Below are 24,104 nucleotides of genomic sequence, written 5' to 3'. Positions count from 1 at the left end.
TTCTAATAATTCATCTCCGAATAAGTCCAACAAATCGTCTGACCCCTTCACGGTAAAACAGGAACAGCATTCCTGCATAGACAGCAATCCCTGCTGGTACAAGCACAGCCAACTGTAACAACGCTGCCCACTCACTAGCCCCAAGGACAACCTTTAGTCCCCAAACGGCGAGTCCCATTACAATAGCAGGGCCGACAACCCGCGAACTCATCCGAGCAAATCGCTTAAACTCGGCAATCCCTAAATCGCGGTACACGACAATCATCGACACAACAAAGTAATACACACTCACAACAGACGCTGAAATCGCTAACGCCGGATATCCGTACTTATCAACCAACAACCAGTTCAGCAAAAAGTTCACGGCAATCGTCGTAACACTAATCCGAAAAACAACCGCCGTCTTGCCGCGTGCATACATCGACTTCGACAAAATGAGCTGCATCCCTTGAAACACGATAATCGGCAAATACAATAATAATGCCAGATGTGTATTCGCTGTATTTTCTGCCGTAAATTCGCCCCGTTCATAGATGAACGCAACAACCGCATCGCCGACAACTAACAATCCAATCGCAACCGGTAAAAGCGTTACCAACGAAATTTCCATCCCACGAAACACAGTATCTCTAAATTTCGCCACATTTTCCGTCTGCTCACTCATCAGCGTAAAGATAATGGCAGCCAAAGTCGTTGCGTAAATCGCATTCGGAATACTGATGATCAGCGAAGAGTTATTCAAATACGTAACTGACGCATCTCCCGTGCCAGAAGCGAAAAATCGGTTGACAAATAAATTCACTTGTCCAACGACAGAGTTCAATAAGGAAGGAACAATCAAAATCAAAAAAGCTACCTTGAAATCGCGCTCCATTCGAAACACAGGCTGCCATTTATAATCCGAGCGGATAAGGGCTAATATTTGAATCATAACCCCCATTACCGTTCCGGCGATAAACCCGTAAACCAAAGAGAAAATACCCCATATATCGCTGAAAAATAACGCGAAAAGGGCGGCCATTAATGTCGCAAGCAATTTTGAAACTTGCGAAGGAACGAAAATTCGCCGCGATTGCAAATAAGAATCGAGCAAACCGCTAAGCGCAATCATCGTCATAAAGGCAAAGAAAATCTGAGTCATTCGAACAGCGAGAACAGATGTCGCTTCAGTCATATTGCCGTAAATGAACGGTACAAATGCATCCGCGAAAAACCAGCCAAGTAAACTGACGCCGACAAAAATGAGCATCGTCCAATTCAATAACGCATTGGCATTCTGATCTCCACGCTCGCCGGCAGCCCGACTTTTCACATACATCGGTAAGAATACATTATTGAACCCTGTCGAAATCATGGCAACAACTAGGGTGATGAAGCCGAATGCAAGGAAATAGGCATCGGTCTCAGAGGAGGCACCAAACTCCTTTGCGACAATTGATTCGCGGATAAATCCAGATACTTTTAAAACGAGCGCAAGCGCTGTCGCCCATAACGCTGTCTTTTTCAATCGGTTCATAATACCCTCCATAATAGAAGAAGCTCCCAGCCGGGGCAGGGAGCTTCACAATTATTTATTCAATGCTTTAAGGTAGATCGCTTCATATTTCTCAGCTGCAGCAAAATGTGAATACTCCGCAATAATCTTCGCGCGAGCCGTATCTGCCAAGCGCTGACCTTCTTCAGGATCGCCAAGCAAGCGAATCATTGCGTCGCTTAAGGCTTCTACGTTCTGCTCTTCAACAAGCAGCCCGTCCACACCATCCTCGATAATTTCCTTCAAACCACCAACCGCACATGCAATCAATGGAACACCGGAACCCATCGCTTCGAGCGCCGATATCGAAGTCGCTTCCTCAACACCCGCAGAGTAAATTGATGGCACAAGCGCAACATTACTCGCCGCATAATACTCAACCATATCCGTATGGTCAACTGCACCAACCATTGTCACGCGGTCAGCTATACCCAGTTCTGCTGCTTTCGCTTTCATCGTCTCCATCATTTCGCCAGTACCCGCAAACACAACCCGCGCTTTCGGGAATTTCTCAAGTACTGCTGGCAATGAAAGAATCGGATAAATAACACCATTTTTCTTCGTCAACCTGCGGGGCACGAAGAAAATCAAGTCATCTTTCTCTAGTCCATACTTTTCACGGAATTCATCCCGACGTTCAATCTCGGGCTTAAACGACTCGACATCGATGAAGTTCTTAATCATATTGCCGACCACGCCTGTTTCCTTTTCGATATACTCCTTGATGCGCGTATCGACAGTGATTACTTCGCGCGTCGCTCTATACGATGCCCGCTCATCTTCCATCAATTCCTTCGCTTCAGGGGAGCCATCAATAACGGACCCCTTGGAAATACCTTCAAACGTCAAGTAACCGTGAACTGTGCTGACAACAGGGACATCGGAGGAAATAGCTGCAAATGTCGTAAAGACATCCTGCGCATTAACCAAGTCATACGAGCCATCCGCAACTTCGGCTTTAATGATTGCCTCAAGTCCTTCTTTCCGACGTTTCAACGACCAGACATAACCTGAGCCTTGTTTCACTTTATTCAATAGAAAAGCAGGGCCTCTCACGACACCTTCTTTTTTCCACTTAGGCACATCCGTAAACGACACAATACGCACTTCATGACCGCGTGATTCAAGACCCGACTTCAATGTCGTCAAATGAACCGACAATCCCCCTAAATGAGGATAATCATACGCAGTTGCCAATAAAATCTTCATTACTCATCGTCCTCCATTCAAAAACGTATCTCGTAACAAGTCAACATTGCGAAGCGCTTCAGAACGCAAGACGTCAACATTCGGTTCAATCATTGCTTTTAATTCATCCGAGTGATCAAGCGCATATAAAGAACTTTCAAGCAGTTCCTCTTTTGTGAACTCTCCGAGTGGGAACGATTTGTCCCACATACCTGAGCGTTTCAAAAAGCTCTCCACTTTGCGATCATAACTTAACCCGATATGCGGCACATTCGATAACGCCGCGAATATTAATGCGTGCAATCGTAGTGCAAGTGTTAAATCTGTCTTAGCTATGAAATTATAAAACTCATTGGGTGTAAATGATTCACCAAGCAAACGCGTCTGATTCGCATGCTTCATCTTGGCCATCACTTTTTTCGAAACGTTTGTATCATAAGGCGGTTCCATTGGCACGAACACGGGCAGAACACCACACTGTTCGATCAATTCATCCAATACCCATGCCAGTTTTTCAATATAGACATCTTCGTGTTCAAACCAAGGACGCGGTGCAACGGCGACAAGTCGTTCTTCACCCGTCAAACTAAGAGATGCATACGCAACATTGTCTTCACTTGGTTTAAAGGCAAATACGATATCGGCTGTCACGACCGTTTCAGGACGTTTCACACCTAGTGATATCAAATAATCTTTCGAATACTGATCGCGAACTGTGACCAAATCTGCCATATTGGCAAACAACCGCATTAAAAACTTGCCCCATTTACTCGTCACAGGACCGATGCCTTGTGAGAAGAACATTACCTTCGTTCCGCATAACTTCGCCAAGAAGACAATAAGTAAATAATAGGGAAGGGGACCAAACAAAAATTTAGTAGGATACGTATCCTGTAAAAGTCCACCACCGCCGGATATCAGCAAGTCCGCCTTACGCAATGCTTTCACTTTGTCCTTATTCCCATGACGCCATCCACGATAGACCGACTTTACACCATGTTCTTTTGCTGTCTCTTCAGGGGACAACGAAAACACTGTAATGTCCGGATTATCAAGTTCCGCACGTAAATTATCAACAATTGCTTTCAAAATCGCCTCGTCACCCGTATTGCCAAGGCCGTAAAAGCCGGAAAGTACAATTTTCAATACCCGTTCCTCCTCATAACAAAAGCCTCCACGTACTCGTGAAAGCATCATCCTCCTCAGATTTTATCACTCTTACAGATAGCTATGCAACCGCTTTGAGTTTCTGCTATACTAATACAATTGAAAGCGATGGAATTGAGGGTTCAACTATGAAGGATGCATACCTTGGCGTACATGTATCGCCACTTACATATGAAGGAATTGTGAAGGCTATAAAACTGAGAATGATTCGCGGGGATAAGTCGACAATTATCGCAGTCAATCCGGAAAAAGTGATGGCTGCGCAAAAAAATCCCGAAGTGAAAGAGCTTATTAACGGCTCCACATTTCAAATCGCGGACGGTGTAGGTATACTACTCGCATCCAAGCTGAAAAATGGGAATATCAAAACACGTGTAACAGGTGTCGACATGATGGCACGTCTGTTAAAATTCGCGGCAGAAGAAAGCCATCCGATCTACTTATACGGCGCAAAGAGAGAAGTTGTCGAAAGAGCTGCAGAAAACATTACTAGAGATAATCCCGGAATTGTGATTGCAGGTACGACTGACGGCTATGAACAAGACGAAAATGCGCTCATCGAACGCATAAACGACAGTGCTGCCAAAATCATTTTTGTTGCACTTGGCAGCCCAAAACAAGAATTATGGATTAAACGCAACATGGACAAGCTTTCAAACGTCTTAGTATTCCAAGGCGTCGGGGGCAGTTTTGACGTGTTTTCCGGAACAGTCAAACGGGCACCAGCTTTCTTCAGGAAAACAGGAACCGAATGGCTTTACAGGCTTATGAGCGACCCGAAACGCATTAAACGTCAGCTCAACTTACCACGCTTTTTAATGAAACTGTTATTCAATAGAAGAAACTAAGTGAAATGTAAAAGGAGCATATAAATGAAAAAATCAATTTGCGTAGTTGGACTGGGCTACATCGGTCTACCAACAGCTGTCATGTTTTCGAATCACGGACACATCGTACATGGTGTCGACGTCAACGAAAGTGTAGTCGAACACATCAGTAATAAAAAACTTCATATAGAAGAGAACGGCCTGCAAGAACGGTTAGACAAAGCAATCGATTCGAACGCTTTTACAGTGTCGACAGAACCTGTAAAAGCGGACGTCTTCATTATTGCTGTACCTTCACCTATTAAGGAAGACAAAACGGCAAATCTTGAATACATCCGTAGCGCAGCCAAAGCAATCACGCCGTTCGTCGAAGAAGGAAATCTTGTCATTCTCGAATCGACAGTGCCACCTCGGACTGTACAAGATGTCATCATTCCTGAACTTGTTCAATCAGGACTCGAAATCGGAACGGAAATTTTTGTCTCACATTCACCAGAACGGGTTATCCCCGGTCGTGCTTTCGAAGAACTTGTTTCGAATGATCGGATTATCGGAGGAGTGAATTTAGCATCAGCACGCATGACATCTGAATTATATCGGTCATTTGTCAAAGGGCAAATGCATGAAACAGATGACACCACAGCAGAACTTGTCAAAGTGATGGAAAACACCTATCGCGATGTCAATATTGCACTAGCAAATGAGCTGGCAAAAATTTCGGCCAATATTGGTGTTGACGTATGGGAAGCAATACGGCTTGCAAATTACCACCCGCGCGTCAATATTCACCAACCGGGTCCAGGTGTAGGGGGACACTGTATCGCAGTCGACCCATGGTTCCTTGTTGAGTTAAACCCGGAACTCGCACAAATCATACACTTATCACGCCGGACGAATGATGGTATGCCAGAATACACGGCCCAATTGACGTTGGATATACTAAAAGAAAAAGGCGTAGAACAACCAAAAGTAGCTGCACTTGGCCTTGCATTCAAAGGGGATATTGATGATATGCGGGAAAGTCCTTCCGTCGATGTCGTTAAACAAATGCTAAACAAAAATCTGAATGTCGTCGCCTACGATCCACATATCAAGACAAACAACATGGACGTGCAAACGCAAAATATAGATGAAGCATTAGAGGGCGCATCGGCAATTGTCATTTTAACGAATCACGACGAGTTCAAAACAATGGATCCGAACCAAGCAGCGAAGCATATGGCCTGCAAAGTCGTCATCGATACGAAAAATTGCATCGATCGACGTAAGTGGGAAGAGGCAGGATTTGATGTCCATGTCCTCGGAGATTCTAAAAACTAACATAGAAAACCTAAACGAAAGAGGAACTAGTCCCCATGGAATTTAAACAACATAAAATAATGCTTGCACTCGTTGCGTTCATTATTATCCAACCAATCATTGATATCTTGACGACTGCTTCAATCTTATTCATAGATATTCCGTTAACAATCGGTGTCATCATCCGTCTAGCCTATTTAGCAGTCATGGCTGGATGGATTATCTATGCCGCTACAAAAAGTAAACGGGCAAAACTCTATTTACTTTACTTAATCGGATTTGCAGGACTCGTCATTGTTAACTTTGTAACAAGTATGACTGTGAAAGAACCGTTTTTCGTCGTTGAAGAATTGACATTTTATACAAAAGTCGTTTATTTCCACGTACTGTTTTTCGGTTTCCTTCTATTAATAGAGGCACTAGCGAAAAATGGAACCGATACAAAGAAACAGCTCGTTAACTATTTCCTTATTGCATCGGGCATAATCAGTGCCGTATTCATCATTGCGCAATTGACTGGAACAAGTCTTGCAAACTATGCAAGGTCGAAAGAGGGATGGACAGGGTGGTTTTACGCGGGCAATGAAATCGGTGCAACAATGGCCATATTATTGCCTATCACCGCCCTATACGCAGTAAACAAAATGACTGCTGCAAAAAAGTTTATCCATTGGATGCCTTTCATTTTGCTCTCAATATCGATGCTTGCGCTCGGAACAAAAGTGGGATACGGAGGAATTATCATTGTTCTCCTTTCCGTTTTGATTGGCAGTTTAATCATGCTTCTTATAAAGAACAAGGATACCGACAAACAAGTGGTAAAAGCGAATATACTTGTTTCTATCATCCTACTCATTGTACTAAGTTTCACTACACCATTCACACCAGTGTTCGGAAACATGTTCGCCCATTTAAACATACTAGGCATTTCAATGGGGGACAAACCCGTTGAACTTGATGAATTTGGGGAAGAAATTGAGATTGATGAAGAAGAAGAGGAAGACCCATTCATAACGGGTAAACAGTTTGAAAATCTAGTGTTCAGTAGTCGGGAACAATACGCAGCTGATTACACTAGACAATTCGCAGAAGCACCGATCAGCCAGAAATTATTTGGTATGGGTTTCGCAGGTAACTATGACTACCCCCAACCGCACAAACCGCTTAAAATGATTGAAATGGATTTTCACGACTGGTTTTACTCTTTCGGTATCATCGGTTTCCTATACATGATGGCACCAATCGTGTACTTCGCTCTAAAATACGTCTGGCAGTTTATCGCCAACTTCAAAATTAGATTCACATACTTTGGAATCTTGACCGGAGTTGCATTCCTCATCGGAATAGGCATTAGCTATACTGCAGGGCATGTACTGACAGCACCATCCGTATCAATCTATCTCGCATTTCTTTTTGCGGTCCTAGTCTTCCAGGCACGAATTAGTACGGATACGATAACCAAATGACAAATTGAAAAAGCCCGAATCTCAAGTGTTTAAAAACATAGAGATTCGGGCTTTTTTAGGTGACAGGAATCTAATTGATCCAAATATATCGGTAGTAAATTTAAGATAATACGACTATATAACAATGCGTAATCTAACTAATTGTTTAGAATCATGTGAAAAATGAAGTGCTTACGAACGTGTTAATACGTACCTAGTAGATTGGTTTTTAGTGAGACAAATTGAACAAAGTCTTTATATAGCTAATGTTCATGCAGAGTGGCTTGTTGAAATAAAAGTTCATTAACTTGATAATCATCTTCCTATATTTTACTTCTCTATTATTTTGTTGAAATAAGTATTTAGAAACTAATTCAGATTCTTCTTGATAATTACAGAATTAGATGTATACTAGAATGAGAGTTTAGGTACTATTACATCCTTAGTAATCTATGAAATGTTTAGTAACATTTCATAGCCTAACGAATGGACAGATGGTATACTAAAACGGAAGAACACCGCTGATACATATCAGCACAAAACAGATACACCTAAAACAGGGAGGAATACTACACATGGCTTTACAATCAAACAATTACAAAAAATTCGTTACAACAGCTGCAACAGCAGCTCTAGTGGCATCTGCACTTGTTCCAGCTGCATCAGCATCAGTTACAACAGCAGCATTCTCAGACGTACCAGCATCATACACGGATGCAGTATCGTTTCTTGTTGAAAATAACTTTGCAGTAGGTCTTTCTGCGACACAATTCGGTATCTCTGCACAAATCACTCGCGGAGACGCTGCAGTCATCGTTGCTTCAGCGGCAGGCCTTATGGACGAAAAAGCTGCAGCATCTGGTTTCACTGACGTTCCAAAACGTGGTGCTATCGCAGTTAACTCATTAAAAGCTGCTGGCGTTATCAGCGGTACATCAGCTACTAAATTTGGTTGGGATCAGCCTATCAAACGTGGAGACACGGCAGTAATGTTCGCTAAAGCTTTCAAATTGACTGGCGGTTCAGCTGCAGACGTGAAATTCTCTGACGTACCTGAGCGTTACAAAGAAGCTGTTGCTGCATTATTAGCAAAAGAAGTTACTACAGGTATTAACGCTACTCAATTCGGAACAGACAACAACATCAAACGTGGAGACTTCGCTAAATTCATCTACGCGGTGCGTGATCTGATTGAACTTCCAGGTACTCCTGATGTAGTTGCAGAAGGATTGAATGTTTCTTTCGCTAAAACAACACTTGCTGCTGACGGTAAAGACAACACAGTCGTTACTTTCACTGTAACTGACGCTAACGGCAAAGTTGACGTAACTGCTGACGACATCGTTCTTGGTCTTGATGCAACTTATGGTAGCTTCGCTAACAAAACTGTAACAGTTCAAAACGGAGTTGCTACACTAGTATTGACTTCTGAACAAAGCAACAAAGCAGTTCAAGGTAAAGTTACTGCAACAGTTGTAGAAGCTGGAGAAGGCCATAAAGACCTAATCGGTAAAATTTCTGCTACAGCATTCTTTAACTTGGCAGTAAACGACGGTTCATCTGAAGTTCTTAACCTTACAGGTGCAGAATCTAACCAAGCTGACCGCTCAACTCTTCACTTTGACAAAGCTGTAAAACTTTCTGACTTTGTACAAACTCACAATGTAACTGGCGAAGTTCTTTATCAATACCGCACAGCTACTGGCTGGAGCGAAGCAGTAACTAAATCAGCAGTAGCTGGACTACCAGCAAAAGATGTTAAACATGCTCTTAAAGCAGGCGCATTGGCATTCACACAAGCTGGAAACACTCCAATTACTATTCTTGGTCTAAAACCAGTTGCTGGAGACAACAAAGCTCTTGAAGTAATCTTCGAAAAAGTAAATGATCTTGATAACAATAAAGCTGTAAACGTTGCAGCTAGTTATGTTTCAGATTTTGGAAGAGTTTCTAATTCTTCGACTACATTCACTTTGACAGATGCACGTACTCCAGAAGCTACTGCTGTAACTAACGAAGGCATGAGAACAGTTGCAGTTAAATTCTCTGAATCTATCGAAACAGCTACATTTAAAGTAGATGCAATTTCTCCTTTAGCTGGCGCAGTAACTTACGGTGAATTTGATGTAAGAAATTTGGAAGATACACGCAACATGGCTTATATCAAAACTACTAACTACTTAACTGCTGGACAACACAAAGTTGAAGTTTCAAACGGTTTGGACTTTGCAGGTAACAAAGCTGCAACTCAAAACTTGAACTTCACTGTAGCTGCTAACACAACTACACCAACAGCAACTGTAGCTGTTCAATCACCTGAGCAATTCCGTGTTACTTTCAACACTCCAGTTGATGCTGTAACAAATGCTGATTTCGAAATGCAACGTTACGATGAAGCAAACGATACTTGGGTAAAAGCAACTAATGTTCCATTGGCTGTTGAACTTGTAACAGGTAAAGAAGCAGTTATTGAGTTGACTAAAGACTGGACTCAAATTTATAACACTTCTACAACAAAAGAAAACTATTATAACGATAAATTCCGTTTAGTATTTGCTAAAGATGCTTTAGTTAATACAGACAACGGCTTAACAAATGACCGTTTTGTATTAGATCTAAGTGCAGCAGGTTCTGCTCTGACTTCAGCTGATATTACTAGCCCGACTATTACAAACATCGAAGCTACTAATACAGCTGCTGATTCATTCATCGTAACTGCAAGCGAGCCAGTTAAACTTAAAGGTAAAGATCTTGCAGGAGATACATTAAGCCAGCAACAAGTTGCTGCTAATAACGCACTTCCAGAAGCGAAAGTTCAGTTCCTTGGAACTGATGCTAAAGGAAAACCTGCTACAATCAATGGCACTATTGGCAATTACACTAACACTAACGATTCTTCATTCTCTGTAACTGCAAATGAAGATCTTCAAAAGCTAGTTGACGCTGGATATAACGAAAACTGGACAATCGTAGTTAGCCAATTAACTGATGATGTAGGTAACACTGCAACTACTGCAACTAAAGCTTTCAAAGTTGCAAAAACAGTAATTAACCCAGATGCTACACCATTCGCAATTCAAGCTACTTCTGCAACAGTTAATGCTGATGGAAGCGGTTATGTAATCATCGACTTCACTGAAGGCGTTCAACACCAAGGTGGAGCAAACGATGCTACTGATATCGAAAACTACACATTGAACGGTAAAGATCTTCTTCCAGGAACATCATTTACAATTGCTGATCCATTTGGCACAGTAACTGCAGGAAATAGTTCTATCGTTATTACATTACCAGCTGGATCTTTGGACAAAGCTAGTAACGTAATCAACGTGAAGAGAGACCTTGCTTCACACGATGGTTCATTACTAATTGGATCTAACGAAATCGTTATCCCAACTAAATAAAACTAATCAGTTTCGGGTACCGTGTTCTAACGCATTTCAGACAATTGATTTTCGTTAATACGGGATCGATTATTGAATAGAAAACAGTCCTTTGATCCTTTATGGGTGCATTTCATCCTATAATGAGTCAAGGGGCTTTTTCTTTTGCCTTCTATTCTATGCTTCTATTTTAATTTTAAGTATCTACGTATGACACTATTCAGTAAATTCACTATAATTGAACAAAAAAAGAAAGCTCAGCCATATTCACTTTGGCTGAGCTTTTTATTGTGTTTTTATATAGTTTTCTGAACGGTTACAATTGCGACTTGGACAAACCTTACATATTTTCTTGGTCTTCTTCAATATCCTGTTTATACACTAAGCAATGATTTTCAGGTGCCTGTGCTCGGCACTATTCAGTAAATTCAATACAATTGCATAAAAAAAAGAAAGGTCAGCCATATTCACTTTGGTTGAGCTTTTCACTTTGTATTTATAAAATTCGCTGAATTGTTATGACTGCGTCTTGCACAGGCGCCCAAACAATTAACGACTGCATCGCAACTTATACAATAAAGAATTCTATTTAGAAGCATTTGCAAAACTGTATGGAAATAAGGGCAGCCACACAAAAGGAATCAATGAAGGTACAATATGATATGAGTATGAAACGTATAGAAATAATCATTGAATAACTACAAAATCAATCGTATCAAGCTAATCCAGCACGAAGGGTATATATCCCGAAAGATACATTATATTTTAACGCAAAGAATTCAATAACCTTACATTCTTTACAGTTCTACTATTTAGGTTTAGTTATCTCTACTTAGGCAATAATAGAATTGTAGGCGATATAAATACTTACTAGTTGATAAACATCAACAAAAATAGAATTGCCTAAAACAGGGAGGAATATGACAAATGGCTTTACAACCAAAAACTTATAAAAAATTCGTAGTTACAGCTGCAACAGCTTCACTTGTTGCATCTACACTCGTACCAGTCGCATCAGCTTATGTAACAACAGCATCTTTCACGGATGCTACAGGAAACTATAAAGCTCCAGTAGAATACCTAGTATCTAATAATCTTACAAGCGGTTTGACTAAAACATCATTCGGCGTACAAAAAACAATCAAACGTGGAGACGCAGCAATCATTCTCGCAAAAGCGCTCGGACTACAAGATGAAAAGGCTCCTGCAAGTGGATTCTCTGACGTTCCCACACGTGCAGCTCTTGCGATCAATTCTTTGAAAGCAGCTGGCGTCATTAACGGTAAAACAACAACGAAATTCGGCTTCGAAGATAATTTGACACGTGGCGAAGTTGCGCTTATTTTAGCGAACGCTAAAGCCTACGACCTTAAAGGTGATACATCTAAATTGAAGTTCACTGATGTTGGTGCACGTTACGAATCTGCAGTAGCAGGCATGGTGGAAGCTGGAATCACTTCTGGTAAAACAGCAACTAGTTTCGGTACAAGCGCTGATATTAAGCGTGGAGAGTTTGCTGTATTCGTATATAAAGCAGAAACTCTTGAAGCAGGTACACCTGAAGTCAAATCGGTAACGGCGATGAACCATAAAGAACTAAAAGTAACTGGTTCAGGATTAGACCGTGTAAAAGCTGAAAACTTCAACTTACAAGGTAATGGGGTTGTTTCTTACAAAGTAAGTGAAGACAAACTGTCTGCTACATTAACATTTGAAAAAGCTTTTGAACTAGGCAAAGAATTAAAAGTGAAATATAAAGAGACAGTCAAAGGTGAGGAAGATAAAGTAACTGAATTTGCTTTCGCTTACTCATTAGATGTTGCCTCAATTTCAGCTTCAGATGTTCGTCTTGATGAAGAGAAAGATAAACAGTACCTTTCATTCATGATTAACAACGAAAGTGTTTCAGCTAATGTTGAAACATTAAAGCAAGCAGGATATACTGTTGAGTTTCAAGCAACTTCTAACGTATTAGTTGACGCTTCAACAGGTGAAATTGATGAAGCAAAAATTGCTGCTGGTGATAAATTTGCTTATAAAGTTGTAATCACTAAAGGTGATACAAAAGTTGAATCTGAACTTAAAGAAGTAAAAGTTCTTGATTTTGCAGCATATGTATCAACAATTGGAGAAACGAAAGTAAGCCAAGGTGACGTTGCTGTCAAGAGTGGTAAAGTTTCTGTTCAAGATGGTGCAACTACTTTAGATGTGGGTAAAGTAACATCTCTTAGTGGTGCCGCTGTTGAAGATCCAACTTTAACTTACAAATCTTCTAATCCTTCGGTAGCTACTATTAATGGAAGTGGAGAAATTACGCCAATTAAGCCGGGTTCAGTAGTATTTACAGTAACTTCAGATGATGCAAAAGTTGAAGTGCCATTAACTGTTACAAGTGGTGCTCGTGTTGCTACGACTGTAGATCCAAGTTCTACTTCAGTTAAACTTTACAATGGAAACAGCGATACAGTTGCATCTACTGTAGTTGACCAATATGGTGACGAGTTTGAAGGCACTGTTAATGTAGTATCTAAAAATACAGATATCACTAACGCATCAGACCAAGCTGTAAAGGTAGTCGACGGAAAAGCGGAATTTGAAGTTACACCAGTTGCTGCTGCTAAAGGAAATACAACTTTAGAAATTAAGAATGCAGATAGCACGAAAGTTTTAAAGACAGTTACAGTATCAATCTCTGACGATGCTAAAGTGGCTAGCAGAAAACTTGAAATAGCTAACGCTGGAAAAGACTTAAACCTAGATGTGGTATTTGCTTCTGATGATAACAAAGTAAATCTTCTTTGGAACACATACAATAAAGATGGTTTCAAAATTGGTTCTGAAGCCATAAGTGGTGGAACTTACGCTGTATCTTCTTCTAATGCTGCTGTTGCAGAAGCGGTAGTGGATGCTGATACTAAGACGATTGCGGTTACTGTTAAAAAAGCGGGTACTACAAATATCCTTATTAAAGAAGGAACTGTAACAAGAGGTTCAGTAGCAATCACTGTTTCAAATTCTACTCCAACTATCAAAACAGTACAATTTGAAGAAGTTAAAGATATTACAACAGCTGCTACGTTATCAGATTTAGTTGTATTGAAGCCATCTAATATCACATTGAGCGATAACACATTAAAAGCTCAACTAGATAAAAATGGCGATATCTATGTAGATCTTGATGAAGATAAGACTAAAGATGTTGAAGAAGTATTAGGTACTTTAGCTGTTAAATATTCAGGAACGGCATCTGATTTTACAACAGCACTATCTATCTCTTCAGGTATGATTGAAGGGACGGTAGCTAATAACGCAGAAGGAACATTAGTAGCTTATGTAACTGGAACTGGTGAAGTAGTACCTCTAGCAACTTCAACTATCAATGTAAAAACTAATTAATTGTTAAACACTAGGGCCATGTTGTTTTGGTTACTAGGTTATAACGCAGTTCAGACAATTCATTACCGATGATACGGGATAGGTTGTTGAATGGGAAACAGTCCATTGATTCCTCTACGAATCAATGGGCTGTTTATTTTGCCATAAATTGTATACTTCTATTATTGTAGCTTGTACTCGCCACATTATAAGATAAAACGCTAGCATCCAAAACTAGATCTGTTAGAGTTCACGGAAAAAATTAACAATTGTCGTAGCTAAATTGGATTAATTTCGGTATAATGGTAATTATAATCCATAAAAGAGGAGAGGGTATTAGGTGAAAAATCGTTGGATGTGGCGATGGATTGGATGCGTTGTTGTCGCAGTAGTTATGTCTCTCAGTATACAGGCGAAAGCTTTATCGCAGTCATTTAAGGACGTTCCTCCAAACCATCGTTTTTGGGAAGTGATTCAGAGCATGCAAGAGAGAGGACTGATTAATGGCTATCTGGATGGCACGTTCAGACCAAACGAAAAAGTTGCACGTAAGCATGTTGCCCAGTTATTGAACAATGAATTACAATTGGAAGCGAAGAAGGACACAAATATACGTTACAAGGATGTGCCTACGAGTCATCCCAACTACGATGCGATTTTAAGAGTTTCCCAAGCGGGTATCTTTAGCGGTGATCACAATGGAAACTTCAATCCTGACGCTCCGCTCACACGAATACAGATGGCTAAGGTGCTAGATGTAGCATTTGACTTGAATATTGAATCCTTCACAGTAATTTCGGACATATGGTATTACTATTGGGGCTTTACGCATGTTCAGGCTTTGTATTCAAACGGGATCACAGTTGGAGATCAGGGGTATTTTAAACCAAACGATTCCGTGACACGTGCTCAGTATGCAGCTTTTATGTATCGTGCGTTAAATGTACCTAAGGTTACAGAAGTTGATTCCAATACACCCTTGAGAAAAGAAGAAATACTGAATTTAGTCTACAGGTTACCAGTTACACTCGAAGCTACGATTAACAGTTTTAAACATCAGAAATCCCAATTCAGCATAGTTCGCACAGAACTATTGAAAAATGCCACTCAGCAGTTTATAGATTCTGATTTAAAAAATTATTATGCTAGTATGTGTACAAACTGTGATATGGGTCTTTTTCCAATTTTAATGGATGAAACAGATTATCGTTTCGAAATTCTTGAAAACACATCAAATCTAGTCCGAATTCGTACGATTTCCTTTGATGCTCCGCTTGCGGCTGCCGGTTATTTGGAGTATACGTTTGAAAAGCAATCGGGCAAATGGAAACTGTCAGGATACGACTGGAATCATGTAGGTGCGGGAAGCTTTGAACTTACAAAAGAGGAATCACTCCAAATCGTAAAAAATGATTACGAACGCTATGAATCGTCTCCTGTAAGCGTGAAGTTGCTCAATTCTAAGTACGAGAATGTATATGATATATACACGGATAAGGATTATCGTCGGCTTGTGTACCGGATGCAGGTGGATAGTGGGAAAAGTAGTTTCAATGTCACTTTTTATCCACATAGCGGACTTATCATTCAATAATAAACAGAAAGTTGACTCTATTTTATGGACAATAAATAACAGAATAAGAGAAGGGGAAATGAGCTCAATAATGGCTCATTTCCCCTTTTTTAAATTTAAGGCATGCATTCAATTTGCCGAATTAACGTTTCTAGACGAATTGCGGCTGGGATAATACCAATTAAAGGTGGTTTGGACGTAAAGTTACCATGATCTATTCATTAGGATTATAGTACAATTAGGAGTGATTATTTTATTAGTTTAAAAGAATTATATAACGATTAATTGGGGGATATATTAAATGTCTTTAAAATCACATCTTTTTTGTAAACTACTTGTTCCAGCAGTATTGGCGGTACTTGTTTCATCAGCTGTAGTACCGGAAGTTTCCGCGAATGGTGAAACATCCGCTTTCACAGATGTTTCAAAGATTTACTCAGAATCTGTAAATTACCTGGTCAATAACAACCTTTCACTAGGGATTACTGAAACGAAATTCGGAATTGATAACCAAATCAAACGTGGTGATGCTGCCGTCATTTTGGCAAACGCATTAGGAATGGTAAATGCTGATGCTCCTAAGGCGGGTTTCACTGATGTCCCACTACGTGCTACTGGTGCAATTAATGCGTTAAAAGATGCGGGTATCATTTCTGGGAAAAGTGCAACAAAGTTCGGATTCAATGATTTACTTAAACGTGGGGAAATTGCTTTGATGCTAACGAATGCCTCTGCATATGACCTTAAGGGAAATACGGAAAATATTAAGTTTACTGACGTTAATTTACGATACCAGGAAGCAATAGCTGGTTTGGTTGATAACCAAGTTACAAGTGGTAAGTCTGCGACAAGTTTTGGAACGAACGACAATATCAAACGTGGAGAATATGCCATTTTCGTTTATAGAGCTGAACTGATTAAGAATGAAAGGTCGTCTGATAAGGTAGCGCCTGAACTTAATACTATTGGAGAAACGGAAGTTACTATTAGTTTCGATGAAGAATACGTACTTCCTAATGTTACTGCAACAGACGATAAAGACGAATTCGTAGCAGTTACACATGTAATTATGCTTGAAAATGAGAAACAAACTGAAGTGGATACCTCTGTGCCAGGAGTTTACACAATTACTTTCAGCGCAAAAGACAAAGCTGGCAATAAGGCTGAAGATCTCATTATTAAAGTGACTGTTGAAAAAGAGGACACATTGACACCTGCTATTGAAGCGGCGGAATTAGCAATATCCGAACTACCTTCTATTGATGTTATAAAAATGTCTGATTCAGATGATATTCAAAAAGCGCGGCTACTAGTAACCAAAGTTCTTGAAATAGATAGTAAAGCTGAAGTAAATGGTTTGCCCGAGCTTATTGCTGCAGAAAAACAGATTAAGATATTGATAGCACAAGAAAAACTTATGAAGGCCATTGAAAACGCAGAAAATGCAATAGCAGCAGTACCTGAACCAAGTCAGGTGACGCTTGAAAATGAAGTGGATGTGACGAAAGCTAGAGATTTTGTGAGCGCAGTTTATACGTTAGATGCTCAAGCAATTATCGTCGGTATTGAAAAATTGGAAGAAGCTGAAGTGGTAATAGTTGAACTTAAAAAAGAGAAAGAGATTAAAGCGGCGATTACAAAAGCAGAAGATGCAATAGAAGCATTACCTGCTATTGAAAACTTAACAAACAATGATGTTCGAGCAGTGAAGACGGTCAGAGAATATGTTAAAGCGGCCTATACTCTAAATGCTCAAGCGATTATAAGTGGACTAGAAGTTTTGGAAGCTGCAGAAGCTAAAATGATAGAAATATACAAACCTGAAATATTTCTAAACACATATGCATCAATTACAATTAATAATCGAATTGATGCGTTAAGTACTTCTTTTCAAAACCTTAGTTCTGATGTATTAACTGTGAAGAACGTGGAGATTTTTAGTGGGACTGCATCTAGAGGTTCATATAACAAGGAACAATTAGAATCTAGTGGAATCAATACAATAATACATTCATACGAGCGATTTCAAATTTCTGTTACTTTTAGGATTGGCATATGGAAAACTGATAATAACTATGTTAAGTATACAATCAATGATGGAAATAAAGATTATGAGTATTTATCACAAGTAAAATAAGTGAATTGAAGTTCGCGTCCCAGGGATTAAAACAATATTTCCAGTTACGCGAATTAGTATGAATAGAGAAGTAGCCCCTTGATCCTTAATTGTGGATCAAGGGGCTATTTCTATTACCTCCTCTTACTTTCTTTTTTTAATTTCGACAAAAACACAATCAACAACGACATGATTTTATTTAACATACCTGTTATGATTAGGTGTACGCTAACTTTATAGAGTAAAGGTGACTTGCATCGTGATATTTAATTCATTTGAGTTTATTTTTCTATTCTTACCTATCGTATGGGTGCTTTATTACATATTAGGAAGACTTCATATCCCATTTGCAAAAGCATGGTTACTCGCAGCTTCGGTATTTTTCTATGGCTTTTGGAATCCAGCTTATTTACCGCTCATTATCACTTCGTTGCTTGTGAACTTTACAATAGGGGCGTTTTTGGGCAAGGATAAGGGTGGCAAATTTCGTAAGGTAGTCGCGACAATCGGAATTCTTTTCAATGTATTGTTACTCGGATACTTTAAGTACTATGACTTTTTCCTTGAAAATGTCAACTTCTTTTTCGATACGAATATTCCATTGAAAAATATATTATTGCCTTTGGCGATCAGTTTTTACACGTTTCAACAAATCGCTTATATAGTCGATTCATATAGATTGGAAACGAAAAAATACAGTTTTCTGAACTACAGCATATTCGTCATGCTCTTCCCGCAGCTTATTGCAGGTCCTATCGTCTATCATGGTCAAATGATGCCACAATTCAGCGATAAAAAGACATACTCGATCCAATTTGAAAACATTGCGAAAGGTCTTATTATTTTTGCGATTGGTCTATTTAAAAAAGTAGCGATTGCCGATGTATTTGCTAAGTATGCGAATAGCGGCTATGGCTCAGTTGATTCACTGACGTTTATCGACAGTTGGATTACATCATTATCCTATACGCTACAACTCTATTTTGACTTTAGCGGATACTCTGATATGGCGATTGGACTGGCATTATTATTCAACATTAAAATGCCAATCAATTTCAACTCACCTTATAAAGCGCTAGATATCCAAGACTTCTGGCGCAGATGGCATATTACATTGTCGAAGTTTTTAACGACGTATTTATACATTCCGCTTGGTGGGAACCGGAAAGGGAAATATCGGACGTATATTAATATTTTCATTATTTTTTTCGTCAGCGGAATTTGGCATGGTGCGGGTTGGACGTTCATCGTTTGGGGAACGTTGCACGGTGTTGCAAGCATCATCTGCCGTTGGTGGAAACTGGCCGGCTTTAAGATGAATAAAATGATGGCATGGATGACGACATTCCTTTTTGTTCACCTGGCTTGGGTGTTTTTCCGAGCAGCTACATTTACGGATGCGCTAACGGTGCTGAAGGCAATGTTCGGGTTGAATGGTGTTCAACTTACAGGGCTTTATACCATATTTAATGAAAAACTATGGATCATCGGGCTCTATTTGATATTTGGTTTACTTCTATCGTGGTTTGCAAAAAACTCGGTTGAAATTATGGATAACCAAAAACGCAGCGTGTTATTTGCTCTGTTTATTTCTATACTGTTATTTTATAGTACGATGCAGCTACAACAAGTGAGCGAGTTCTTATATTTCAATTTCTAAGGGGATCATCTTATGTCGGATAAAAAGTTTACAGGTACGATTGTCATTTTATTCGCTGTGCTCATAGCAAGTGTTGTGAGCTTCAATTTCTGGATAGACCCTCTCTGGCATTACAGTCATGCACATGCGTACAACGACGTTCAAAAAGTCATTAATGAGCGGGAGCAGAAAATAGCACAGCTGCAATTTGAAGAAAAGGATTTCGATACACTTTTAGTTGGGAGTAGCAGGTCCACTTATATTCATCCTACTGCATTCGGTAAATGGAATGTCTTCAATGCTTCAGTTGCGAACCTATCTATGCGTGAGTACCATAGTTATATTTTATATGCGCAGTCGCAAAACAAGGATATTGAACGAATTATACTCGGAGTCGACTTTTTTAAGTCAAGTGAAGAAGAAGCAGGAGCAGCGCGGTCTGTGAACAATTACGAAGCAAAAGTGAATCAACCTTTTTATCGTGCAAAAAACCTGTTATCTCTACAAGTATTGGGATACTCCATTAGTAATTTCAATCTATCAAGAGAAAATCTGATTTCTGAAGATAGGCTTTACAATAGGCAAGGGGAAGCTTTCGCAAAAAAACTGTCTGAAAATGAAATCGAAAAAATGACGGGTGAAAAAATCAATAGATTTGAAGATACTTTTTACGGAGAACACTACACGTATTATCCCAAATATGCGGAAATCATGGCTAAAGTGAAAAATACGATGCCCGATGGTGAGATGATTGTATTTACAACGCCCATCTCCACGGAACTGTTCAAATCACTCGTGGATACCGGTTTGTATGACGACTACGAAGTATGGATCCGTGACTTAGTAGAAGTCTATGGAGGCGTCTGGAACTTCATGTATCCGAATACTGTCACGAATGATATCAATAACTACTATGACGGTCATCACTTCTATCCTGAAATCGGGGATTTGATCGCTAATCGGATTGAGAACGGGACAGCAAGCTCGGCTACAGATGATTTCGGTGTTTACGTGACGACTGAAAACATTGAAAAACATTTGAAGGAAGTCCGTTCATTGGTAGCGGAATTTGAATAACAATTGGTTGAAATGAAAATAGGTGACTATCTAATTCTAGGATTACGCATAGAAAGGGGAATCGTTAATATGTCGTTTAAAACAACGATATATCGTGGATTTGTTACATTAGCGATCGTAATGATGGTGCTTGTTTCCTCAGCTGTTCCTGCGTTTGAGGCAACATCTTCCTTTAAGGACGTTCCAAGCAGCTATGCTGAATCAGTGGAATTTCTCATTGCGAACAATTATTCAAAAGGTGTTACTGCGACGCAATTTGGAACGGACCAACAAATCACACGCGGGAGTGCGGCAGTTATTTTGGCGAACGCCCTCGGTTTACCGGATTCTGGGACTAACAATACAAAATTCTCCGATGTTCCGAAACGAGCGACAGCTGCTATTCATTCATTGAAACAAGCAGGTATCATAAATGGTAAAAGTGCAAGTTATTTCGGTTTCGAAGACAATTTAAAACGTGGGGAAGTCGCGTTGATGCTCACACAAGCAGCGGCTTATAATTTGCAGGGGAATGTGAAGAACATTCATTTTAAGGATGTAAATTTGCGTTATCGGGAAGCCGTTGCTGGCATGGTTGACCACAACATTACAAACGGAAAAACTGCTGAGCGTTTCGGTACAGATGACCAGTTGAAACGTGGTGAGTTCGCAGTTTTCATGTATAGAGCTGAGATGCTTAAACTGACCGATTCACTCCCGAGTTCTTACAGCGAGCTGTCTCAGAAGCTGATGTCTCAAGAAACATCTTCTATTAAGCTGATTGGCGATAGTATCACGGCGGGGATGGGGGTGCAAGGACATTTCATTCCGAAAGATGGCCGGCTTATTTTCAGTGATGGTAAAGGTCAAGTGTACCGCGAAGCGACTCATTCGACAGACGTCTGGGCAAATCGATTAAGAGCGTATATGAAAAACCCGGAATTCGGTACGATTGATGTGATGAATGCAGGAATTAGTGGGAAATCTGCAGCATGGACATTGAAAAACAGTGATCAATTAATAAAGCAGAAAGAAGATGTCGTTGTTGTTATGATTGGTACGAACGACCGGATTGACAGTAGTTTACAGGAGTATGAAGCGAATATCCGAGAATTGCTCAAAATTGTCGACGTGCGTTCAGAATATATGATTGTCATGTCACCGCCACCTTCGACGAACGAGACGTATGCTTATCGTTTTTCAGCACAAAGTATCGACAATGTGCTGAAAAGGATCAGTAAAGAAAAAGGGTATACGTTCATCTCTCATTTTGACGCCATCAATGAGTATCTTGCCAGTAACCCCAAAGTTGCGTATGAAGATTTGATGGAAACACGAAGTCCCCATCCGACCGCGGCAGGCTACAAAGTCATGTGGCAAGAGATGATGGAGAAGTTGGAATTGAAGTGAATAAAGGAAGATGATAAGTACCCCTCACCGTTATTGGTGAAGGGTATTTTTGTATCCAACAAATGAAAAAACAAGTTTAGAACGGATACCTTCTCTCCGTTCTAAACTTGTACTCACTATTTCTCAAATAGTTTACTTCGTCCGAACTGATCGCCAAACAGCAGGTCGTATTGGATAAGCTGGTAGTCCTCTTTAGCCCTCTCCGCCTCATCGGGTGTAACCAATAGCAAGTTATCATTTGCGTCAATCTTGAGCTCCCGTGTATATCCAGGCATGACTTCTTTGAAGTTTTCTAACAGTGAATAATACAAGGGCTTATCAATTCCGGCCATATCGAAAACAGCGGGACCCAGGAATGTTGGACTGATTGTGCCCAGTTCGGGCGTTACAGCCCCATAATTATTCCAAAGAACGAGAGGTGTAGTCCTGGTTTTTCGGTAATCCTCCAATTCCCATTTGTCTTCTCCGGCTGTCCAAGGGACAAAATCAGCTAGTTTGTATAATCGGTAATCTTGGCCAATGGCTGGTAAATGGTCGCCGAAAAAAACGATGATCGTGGGTTCGTCGGAATCTTTGTAGTAATCCATTAGTTCTTTTAACGCTGCATCGGCATCTGTAACCCCTTGCGTATATGATCGGAGCATGTCGTTATAGATTTGATCTACTTCCGTCTGCATCTGTGCATTAACAGTGAACTCGTCATATTTATCCACGCTATAGCCGGTATGGTTTTGCATCGTTATTGCATAAATGAATGCCGGATCCTCAGCCATTTCGGTTTGCTCGATAATTGTCTTCGTTACTTGTTCATCTGAAACGAACGGTCCTTTGTAAATCGGGTTTTTGAAGCCATCAATGTCAATGAATTGATCAAAACCAAAATGCTTGTAAACTTCTTCCCTGTTCCAGAACCATTTAGGGTAAGGGTGGATTGCGGTCGTTTGATAGCCTAAGCTCGATAAGTATGACGGCATGGCAGGGAGTGGATCTTTAATGTATTGTTGGTACGGAACGGAACCAATTGGAAGAAATACGTTTGAAAAACCAGTCAGCGCTTCGAATTCGACGTTGCTCGTTCCACCTCCAAATGTCGGTGTCAGAATCGAACCGGATTGAGTTTCCCTCACTGTTGGCATAGGATCTGCATCGAATGTAACTTTATCCATCAGTGTCGGATCCCAGAAAGACTCGCTCATGATGAAGATGATATTAGGTTTCGTGTTTGGAGGATTCGTTTGTCCCGATTCTGATTTCTGCAGGTTATCCACGATTTTGTTTATATTCTCTTCGTTATAGCCTTTTGGTGGCAATACGATTGCACTTTGCATATTTAATAAAAGGGTTACAAAAAAACCGTTCGTTTTATAGTTTCGATTTTGGTCGAAGGTAAGATTGGTAACCCCGGCAAGCTTGAGTGACGATTCAACTTGCGGGACTGAACGGTAAAAGATGAAGGTACTTATGTACACAACACTCATTCCGACAAACAGTAAACGTATCCACCAATTTAAACGAATGACCCGTACCGGTTTTTTTACTAGGATATAGGTGAATATCGCGGAGATAAGAACGACTACGCCTATAATAACAACAACGACTTTTGTTATATTAGCTTGTTGATAGATGTTGGGCAACAAATTTAAAACGTTATTATAAAGAAGCAAATCCCATGGATATAAAAATTCACTTAAAAAACTAAACTTAAAATAACTCATCATTGCAAGAAAGAGTACAATTCCATTTGTAAGGATAAAGCTGATTACATAGCGATTGAACAACCCTAAAAACAGAATGAACAAAAAATAGATGATCATTAAGTTAAAAAAGAAAGCTTCGGTTTTTTCATTGCGCCAAACGAGTGTTTCCTCAAAACTTCCACTCAATAAGGTTTCGATACCGATTAGTAGAAAGTAGAAATAGACGATTGTCAGAAGTAATGTTACAAGAGCTCTATAGTTTACACGTAATTTCAACTAATCACCTCAATCGTAAAAGTAGTATCATCAATAATACAGTTTAACACGAATGAGTTCTGGAAACGAGTTTACAATACCCCTGAAATGAGCAACCAACACTTGGCCTTCTTATATTT

At 40.0% G+C, this 24,104-nt stretch carries 14 protein-coding genes; 10 read left to right on the top strand and 4 right to left on the bottom strand.

Annotated features, from left to right (window positions below; translation table 11 throughout):
* Window positions 1-10: 10 nt before the first annotated feature.
* Genes murJ through csaB form a run of 3 tightly spaced genes read right to left on the bottom strand, consistent with a single transcriptional unit; the run spans window position 11 to window position 3,868 of the window.
* Window positions 11-1,516, bottom strand: coding sequence for a murein biosynthesis integral membrane protein MurJ (gene murJ, locus AC1TO4_RS04145; protein WP_482104286.1), 1,506 nt, complete (start codon window positions 1,514-1,516; stop codon window positions 11-13).
* Between the two features lie 51 nt (window positions 1,517-1,567).
* On the bottom strand, window positions 1,568-2,743 hold the full coding sequence (locus AC1TO4_RS04140) for a glycosyltransferase family 4 protein (protein ID WP_482104285.1): 1,176 nt from the start codon (window positions 2,741-2,743) through the stop codon (window positions 1,568-1,570).
* Between the two features lie 3 nt (window positions 2,744-2,746).
* The gene (gene csaB / locus AC1TO4_RS04135; RefSeq protein ID WP_482104284.1) at window positions 2,747-3,868 is read right to left on the bottom strand and encodes a polysaccharide pyruvyl transferase CsaB; all 1,122 of its coding nucleotides are present in this window, start codon (window positions 3,866-3,868) and stop codon (window positions 2,747-2,749) included.
* A 149-nt stretch (window positions 3,869-4,017) separates the two neighbouring features.
* On the opposite strand from csaB, the gene AC1TO4_RS04130 reads away from it, so the two are divergent.
* The 10 genes from AC1TO4_RS04130 (at window position 4,018) to AC1TO4_RS04085 (ending at window position 22,012) form a co-directional block, all read left to right on the top strand.
* The gene (locus AC1TO4_RS04130) at window positions 4,018-4,737 is read left to right on the top strand and encodes a WecB/TagA/CpsF family glycosyltransferase (protein ID WP_482104283.1); all 720 of its coding nucleotides are present in this window, start codon (window positions 4,018-4,020) and stop codon (window positions 4,735-4,737) included.
* Between the two features lie 24 nt (window positions 4,738-4,761).
* A complete protein-coding gene (locus AC1TO4_RS04125; RefSeq protein ID WP_482104282.1) occupies window positions 4,762-6,036 on the top strand; it encodes a nucleotide sugar dehydrogenase in 1,275 nt (424 codons plus the stop codon).
* A gap of 35 nt (window positions 6,037-6,071) precedes the next feature.
* Window positions 6,072-7,481 (top strand): O-antigen ligase family protein, encoded by a 1,410-nt coding sequence (locus AC1TO4_RS04120; RefSeq protein ID WP_482104281.1) that lies wholly within the window; start codon window positions 6,072-6,074, stop codon window positions 7,479-7,481.
* A 554-nt stretch (window positions 7,482-8,035) separates the two neighbouring features.
* Window positions 8,036-10,864 (top strand): S-layer homology domain-containing protein, encoded by a 2,829-nt coding sequence (locus AC1TO4_RS04115; RefSeq protein WP_482104280.1) that lies wholly within the window; start codon window positions 8,036-8,038, stop codon window positions 10,862-10,864.
* A 906-nt stretch (window positions 10,865-11,770) separates the two neighbouring features.
* Window positions 11,771-14,239 (top strand): S-layer homology domain-containing protein, encoded by a 2,469-nt coding sequence (locus AC1TO4_RS04110; RefSeq protein WP_482104279.1) that lies wholly within the window; start codon window positions 11,771-11,773, stop codon window positions 14,237-14,239.
* A 319-nt stretch (window positions 14,240-14,558) separates the two neighbouring features.
* On the top strand, window positions 14,559-15,812 hold the full coding sequence (locus AC1TO4_RS04105) for an S-layer homology domain-containing protein (protein WP_482104278.1): 1,254 nt from the start codon (window positions 14,559-14,561) through the stop codon (window positions 15,810-15,812).
* A 280-nt stretch (window positions 15,813-16,092) separates the two neighbouring features.
* Window positions 16,093-17,928: an S-layer homology domain-containing protein gene (locus AC1TO4_RS04100; RefSeq protein WP_482104277.1), complete on the top strand. Its 1,836-nt coding sequence runs from the start codon at window positions 16,093-16,095 to the stop codon at window positions 17,926-17,928.
* A gap of 238 nt (window positions 17,929-18,166) precedes the next feature.
* Complete coding sequence (locus tag AC1TO4_RS04095) at window positions 18,167-19,567, top strand: MBOAT family O-acyltransferase (RefSeq protein ID WP_482104276.1); 1,401 nt, start codon at window positions 18,167-18,169, stop codon at window positions 19,565-19,567.
* A 12-nt stretch (window positions 19,568-19,579) separates the two neighbouring features.
* Window positions 19,580-20,623 carry a hypothetical protein gene (locus AC1TO4_RS04090; protein WP_482104275.1) on the top strand — a complete coding sequence of 348 codons (1,044 nt, stop codon included), beginning with the start codon at window positions 19,580-19,582 and terminating at the stop codon, window positions 20,621-20,623.
* A 69-nt stretch (window positions 20,624-20,692) separates the two neighbouring features.
* Window positions 20,693-22,012 (top strand): S-layer homology domain-containing protein, encoded by a 1,320-nt coding sequence (locus AC1TO4_RS04085; RefSeq protein ID WP_482104274.1) that lies wholly within the window; start codon window positions 20,693-20,695, stop codon window positions 22,010-22,012.
* 116 nt (window positions 22,013-22,128) lie between these two features.
* On the opposite strand, the gene AC1TO4_RS04080 is transcribed toward AC1TO4_RS04085, so the two are convergent.
* Window positions 22,129-23,985 (bottom strand): LTA synthase family protein, encoded by a 1,857-nt coding sequence (locus AC1TO4_RS04080; protein WP_482104273.1) that lies wholly within the window; start codon window positions 23,983-23,985, stop codon window positions 22,129-22,131.
* Between the last annotated feature and the right edge of the window lie 119 nt (window positions 23,986-24,104).

Source organism: Sporosarcina sp. Y838 (genome assembly GCF_056786515.1).
Note: the sequence above shows the minus strand (reverse complement) of the source record. Positions and strands in the feature narration are given on the sequence as shown.